Annotated in this window: 5 protein-coding genes; 2 read left to right on the top strand and 3 right to left on the bottom strand. The window is 75.3% G+C overall.

Annotated elements, in window-relative coordinates:
• On the top strand, positions 1 to 689 hold a 689-nt coding region (gene hypB / locus ETD96_RS40735; protein WP_138641822.1), incomplete at its 5' end, for a hydrogenase nickel incorporation protein HypB.
• A gap of 89 nt (positions 690 to 778) precedes the next feature.
• Positions 779 to 1,831 carry an aldo/keto reductase gene (locus tag ETD96_RS40730; protein WP_138641821.1) on the top strand — a complete coding sequence of 351 codons (1,053 nt, stop codon included), beginning with the start codon at positions 779 to 781 and terminating at the stop codon, positions 1,829 to 1,831.
• On the opposite strand, the gene ETD96_RS40725 is transcribed toward ETD96_RS40730, so the two are convergent.
• From ETD96_RS40725 to ETD96_RS40715, 3 genes are all read right to left on the bottom strand, one after another.
• Entirely contained in the window at positions 1,824 to 3,968 is a 2,145-nt protein-coding gene (locus tag ETD96_RS40725; protein ID WP_138641820.1) for an acyl-CoA dehydrogenase family protein, read from the bottom strand. The two genes, ETD96_RS40730 and ETD96_RS40725, sit on opposite strands and share 8 nt — an antisense overlap.
• Positions 3,969 to 4,085: 117 nt before the next feature.
• Positions 4,086 to 4,562: a ribosomal protein L7/L12 gene (locus ETD96_RS40720; RefSeq protein ID WP_240808576.1), complete on the bottom strand. Its 477-nt coding sequence runs from the start codon at positions 4,560 to 4,562 to the stop codon at positions 4,086 to 4,088.
• Positions 4,559 to 5,203 carry a TIGR03086 family metal-binding protein gene (locus ETD96_RS40715; RefSeq protein WP_205719715.1) on the bottom strand — a complete coding sequence of 215 codons (645 nt, stop codon included), beginning with the start codon at positions 5,201 to 5,203 and terminating at the stop codon, positions 4,559 to 4,561. The genes ETD96_RS40720 and ETD96_RS40715 overlap by 4 nt, the downstream gene beginning before the upstream one ends.
• Positions 5,204 to 5,415 lie beyond the last annotated feature (212 nt).

Genomic DNA, 5,415 nt, shown 5'->3' with positions numbered 1-5,415 from the left:
GGCATGAGCACGAGCACGAGCACCGGCATGAGCACGCGCACGGCCTCGGGCGCACCGTCGCCCTCGGCCAGAAGGTGCTGGCGCACAACGACGACCTGGCCGGGCGCAACCGGGCCTGGCTCGCCGAGCGCGGCATCGTCGCGCTCAACGTGATGAGCTCCCCCGGCTCCGGCAAGACGACGCTGCTGGAGCGGACCGTCGCCGACCTCGGCGCGGACCGCCCGATCTCGGTGATCGAGGGCGACCAGGAGACGCTGCTGGACGCCCGCCGCCTCGCCGCCGCCGGGGCGCGGACCGTCCAGGTCAACACCGGCGCCGGCTGCCACCTCGACGCGGCGATGGTGGCGGAGGCGCTGACCGCGCTGGCGCCCCGGGACGGCTCGACGGTCTTCGTCGAGAACGTCGGCAACCTCGTCTGCCCGGCGCTGTTCGACCTCGGCGAGCGGGCCCGCGTGGTGCTGATGTCGGTCACCGAGGGCGCCGACAAGCCGCTGAAGTACCCGCACATGTTCCGCGGCGCGGACGTCCTGCTGCTCAACAAGATCGACCTGCTGCCGCACGTCGACTTCGACGTGGCCGCCTGCCGGGACGCGGCCCGCCGGCTGTGCCCGGGCCTCAGCGTCCTGCCGCTGTCGGCGACGCGCGGCGACGGCCTCGGCGCCTGGTACGACTGGCTCGCCGCCCTCTGAGCGGCCGCCCGCGGGCCCGGACCGGCGCTTGACCTGGAGCGCGCTCCAGGTCATAGCGTGCTGCGCGGTCACCTGACGAGGGAGCGCAGATGCAGTACCGCAAGCTCGGCCGTACCGGCGTCGAGGTCAGCACACAGTGCCTCGGCGCGATGATGTTCGGAGCCGTCGGCAACCCCGACCACGACGAGTCCCAGCGGATCGTCCACAAGGCGCTGGACGCGGGGATCAACTTCATCGACACCGCCGACATGTACTCGGCCGGCGAGAGCGAGGAGATCGTCGGCAAGGCCCTCAAGGGCCGCCGAGACGACGTCGTCCTCGCGACGAAGTTCTTCTTCCCGCTCGGCGAGGAGCGCAACGCCCGGGGCGGGTCGCGGCGGTACATCGTCCGCGCCGTGGAGGACAGCCTCCGGCGGCTCGGCACCGACCGCATCGACCTGTACCAGATCCACCGCCGCGACTGGGACACCGATCTGGAGGAGACGCTCGACGCGCTGTCCGACCTCGTCCGGCAGGGCAAGATCCTGTACGCGGGGTCGTCGTCGTTCCCCGCCGACCAGATCGTGGAGGCGCAGTGGGCCGCCGCGCGGCGCGGCGGCGTCCGGTTCGTGTGCGAGCAGCCGCAGTACTCGGTCTTCGCCCGGTCGATCGAGCGGGCGATGCTGCCGGCCGCGCGGCGGCACGGGATGGGCGTCATCCCGTGGAGCCCGCTCGCGGGCGGCTGGCTGACCGGCAAGTACCGGCGCGGCGCGCAGCCGCCCGCCGGGTCCCGGTTCGCCCCGTCGGACAACCCGGCGTGGCGGGACCGCACCGTGGACGTCGACCCGAGCGCCCCCGTCCGCTACGACGCCGTCGAGCGGCTCACGAAGATCGCCGAGGGGGCCGGGCTGTCGCTCACCCACCTGGCGCTCGCGTTCGTCGGCGAGCACCCGGCCGTCACCTCGACGATCATCGGCCCGAAGACGATGGCGCAGCTGGACGACCTGCTCGCCGCCGCCGACCTGCGCCTCGACCCGGCGGTGCTGGACGCGATCGACGAGGTCGTCCCGCCCGGCACCGACATCGCGGGCATCAACCACCGGGCGGGCGAGCCGGGGCTGCTCGCCGAGCACCGCCGCCGGCCCGCCGCGTCCGCTACTTGATCAGCGGGTCCCGGGGCAGCTTCAAAATCCGCTCGGCGATCTGGTTGCGGGTGATCTCGGACGTGCCGCCCGCGATCGACATGCCCCGGGAGCCGAGCCGCATCAGCCCGGCGAACTGGCCGAGGCCCTCGTTGAACGCGGTGCCGGGGCCGGCGAACGCGGCGAGGAGGTCGGCGGTGGCGTGGCCGTGCTCGGCGAGGACGAGCTTGGTGATGTTGCCCTCGGGGCCGGGCTCGCCGCCGGCGACGGCGCGTTCGGCGGAGCGCAGGTTCAGCAGCCGGAGCGCCTGCTCCTCCGCCAGGTAGGCGCCGACCCGCTCGGCCCCGGCCGGGACGTCCGCGCCGTGCTCGCGGTAGAGCGCGACGACGTCGGGCCCGGCGGGGCCGCCGGCGCCGCCGCCGATGCTGACCCGCTCGTTGCCGAGCGTCGCGCGGGCGACCGTCCAGCCCTGGTTCGGCCGCCCGACCACGTCGGCGTCGGGGACGAACACGTCGGAGAAGAACACCTCGTTGAAGTCGGACCCGCCGGTGATCTGGCGGAGCGGCCTGACCTCCACGCCCGGGTGCTCCATGTCGATCACGACCATGGTGACGCCGGCGTGCTTGGGCGCGTCCGGGTCGGTGCGGACGGTCGCGAAGCCCCAGCGGCAGTGCTGCGCGCCGCTCGTCCACACCTTCTGGCCGTTGACGACCCAGCCGCCGTCGACCTTGACGGCGCGGGTCTTCACGGCGGCGGCGTCCGAGCCGGCCTCGGGCTCGCTGAACAGCTGGCACCAGACCTCGTCGCCGCTGAGCGCGGGCCGCACCCACCGGTCGATCTGGTCCTGGGTGCCGTGCTGGACGAGGGTGAGGATCACCCACCCGGTGATGCCGAGCTGGACGCGCTTCACGCCCGCCGCGCGGAACTCGTCCTCGATGACGAGCTGCAGCCCGGCGCTCGCCTCGACGCCCCACGGGCGCGGCCAGTGCGGCTGCGCGTAGCCGGTGTCGATGAGCCGCCGCCGCTGCTCGGCGGCGGGCAGCGCGGCGATCTCGCGGGCCAGCTCGCGGATCCGGGGCCGCTCGGCCTCGGCCTCGGGCGGCAGGTCGAGGGTCGCCGCGCGGACGACGCCGGCGTCCCGCAGGCGGGTCACGTCCCGCTCGGCGGAGCGCGGGTCGAACACGGCCTCCAGGGTCGCGGCGCGGCGCATCAGCAGGTGCGCGTCGTGCTCCCAGGTGAAGCCGATGCCGCCGTGCACCTGGATGTTCAGGCCCGTGTTGGACGTGAACGCGGGCAGCGCGAGCGCCGCCGCGACGGCCGCCGCCAGCTCGAACTGGTCGGCGGGCCCGGACGCGGCGCGCGCGGCGTCCCACACGGCGGCCGTGGCCAGCTCGGCGGCGACGAGCATGTTCGCGCAGTGGTGCTTGACGGCCTGGAACGTCGCGATCGGGCGGCCGAACTGCTGCCGCACCTTGGCGTATTCGACGGCGTTCTCCACGCATTCGAGCGCGCCGCCGACCGCCTCGGCGGAGACCAGGGTGCGGGCGATGGCGACGGCCTGGGCGCGTGCGCCGGGCAGGACCTCGGCGGCGGCGCCGTCCAGGCGGACACGGGCGGACCGGCGCGACGGGTCCAGGTTCTCCGGGACCTCGACGCTCGCGGCGTCCGCCCGGACGACGACCATGTCGTCGCCGGCCGGGAGGACGAGCAGCTCCGCGAGGCCGCCGCCCAGCACGACGCCCGCGTCACCCGTCGCCTCGCCGTCCGCCAGGCTCAGCGAGCCGCCGGTGCCGAGGGCCGCCGGGGTCGCGCCGGACGCGAGGCCGGGCAGCAGGCGTGCCCGCTGCTCGTCCGTCCCGGCGGCGGCGATCACGGCGGACGCGATCATCGTGGGCAGCATCGGGCCGGGCGCGGCGGAACGGCCGAGCTCCTCGGCGACCACGACCAGCTCCTGGAGGCCGGCCCCGCCGCCGCCGTGCTCCTCGGGCAGGTGCAGGCCGAGCAGGCCGAGGTCGGCGAACCCGGTCCAGAAGGCGGGGAGCGTCTCCTTCTCGGCGTCCAGCAGCACGCGGTTGGCGGCCCGCGCCTCGTGGTCGCGCAGGAAAGCGCGCGCCGTCCGTGCCAGCTCGCGGTGCTCCGCGCTGATGGCGATCGCCATGGCCCCTCCAGGCATCGTTGCGTCCGGACACCAGAATGGCATTCGGTTGCCGTCCGGGGCGAGGGGTCGTCCCGATCTCCTGCCCGGAGGCCGACGCCGCCGGCGGGCGCGGGCCCGCTACTGGAGCGCCGCGACGAAGCGCTCCGCCTCCTCGGGGCGCATCCCGGTCTCCGCGCACACCAGCGCGACGGCCGAGGCGTAGTCCCCGGCCGCCTGGAACGCGCGGACCCGGTCCGACAGCGTCCCGCCCGGGTCGGCCACGGGCGCGACGACCAGCCCGTCCCGGAGCGCCTGGATGAAGTCCTTGGCCGCCTGCGACCCGAGCCCGGTCTCCGCGCGGACCATCTTGACCGCCGGCTTCGCCCGGCCGTCGGCGATCATCGCGCGCGCCTTCGCCTGCACCTGCGGCGGCACCTGCCGGGCGAAGACCCGCCCCTTCAGCCCGTCCACGTACTCCTTGGCCTCCTTGAGGCCGAGGCCCGTCGCCTGCCGGACGAGCTTGATCGCGGGAATGTACTTCTCCTCGGCGATGAGCCCGACCACGCGCTCGTACGCATCGGGGAGCAGGTACCGGGCGGACACCGGATACTTCACCGGGTCTCTCTCCTCTGGCCGGGGGAACGGACGGGACGATTCTCGCTGAACCCGTCCATGCACGCATCCTCCGGGCGCGGGCCCGCCGCCGGGCGGCGGCCGAGAAGGGCGACGAGCCGGTCACCGGGGGACGCGTCCGGCGGCGCCTTCACCGGTTCGGCGAACAGCGGGCCGCGCGGCGGCGCGGGCAGCACCAGCGGGCACACCGCCAGCAGGTCGGCCGCGAGCACCGGCGGGATCGGCCGCCCCTCGCCGGTCGCCTGGGCGATGTCCCAGCCGTGGACGGCGACCTCGACCGCCCCGGCGGCGGCCATCAGGTCGCCCTGCAGGCGCCGGTCCCCCACGGTCACCGCGCCGCGGGCGGCCGACGCGCGCAGCACGCGGACGGCCTGCACGCGCAGCTCCGACACCGGGTCGACCGCCCCGGCCGCCGGTTCCGAGCACCGTGCGACGTGCCCGCCGGCCATGCCCTCGTGCAGCGCGCCGAGGGAGTCGGCGAGATGCAGGAGCAGCATGCCGAGGTCCCACGACGCGCACGGCGTGCGGCGGGCGAGCATGTGCGGCAAGACCCCCTGGGCGGCCGTCAGCGCGAAGCCGATCGCGCGGTCCAGCAGCCTGCCGCGGTTCGCGTCCACTCGCACACTCGGCCTCCGATCGGGTGACGCCCCATGCTCTGTAGACCGCGGCGGCGGCGGAAAATCATCACGGGCGGGCGATCGGAGACGCGGCCGGGCGCGGCGTGCCCCGCAGCGCCGCGTGCCGCCCCCGGAGCCGAGCGTCACCAGCGCGAGGTCATGCCATCATGGCGTGATGCCCCGGTCCCCCAACCCCGCCGCCGCATGGGACGAAGAGC

Source organism: Actinomadura geliboluensis, from assembly GCF_005889745.1.
Lineage (GTDB): Bacteria > Actinomycetota > Actinomycetes > Streptosporangiales > Streptosporangiaceae > Spirillospora > Spirillospora geliboluensis.
Note: the sequence above shows the minus strand (reverse complement) of the source record. Positions and strands in the feature narration are given on the sequence as shown.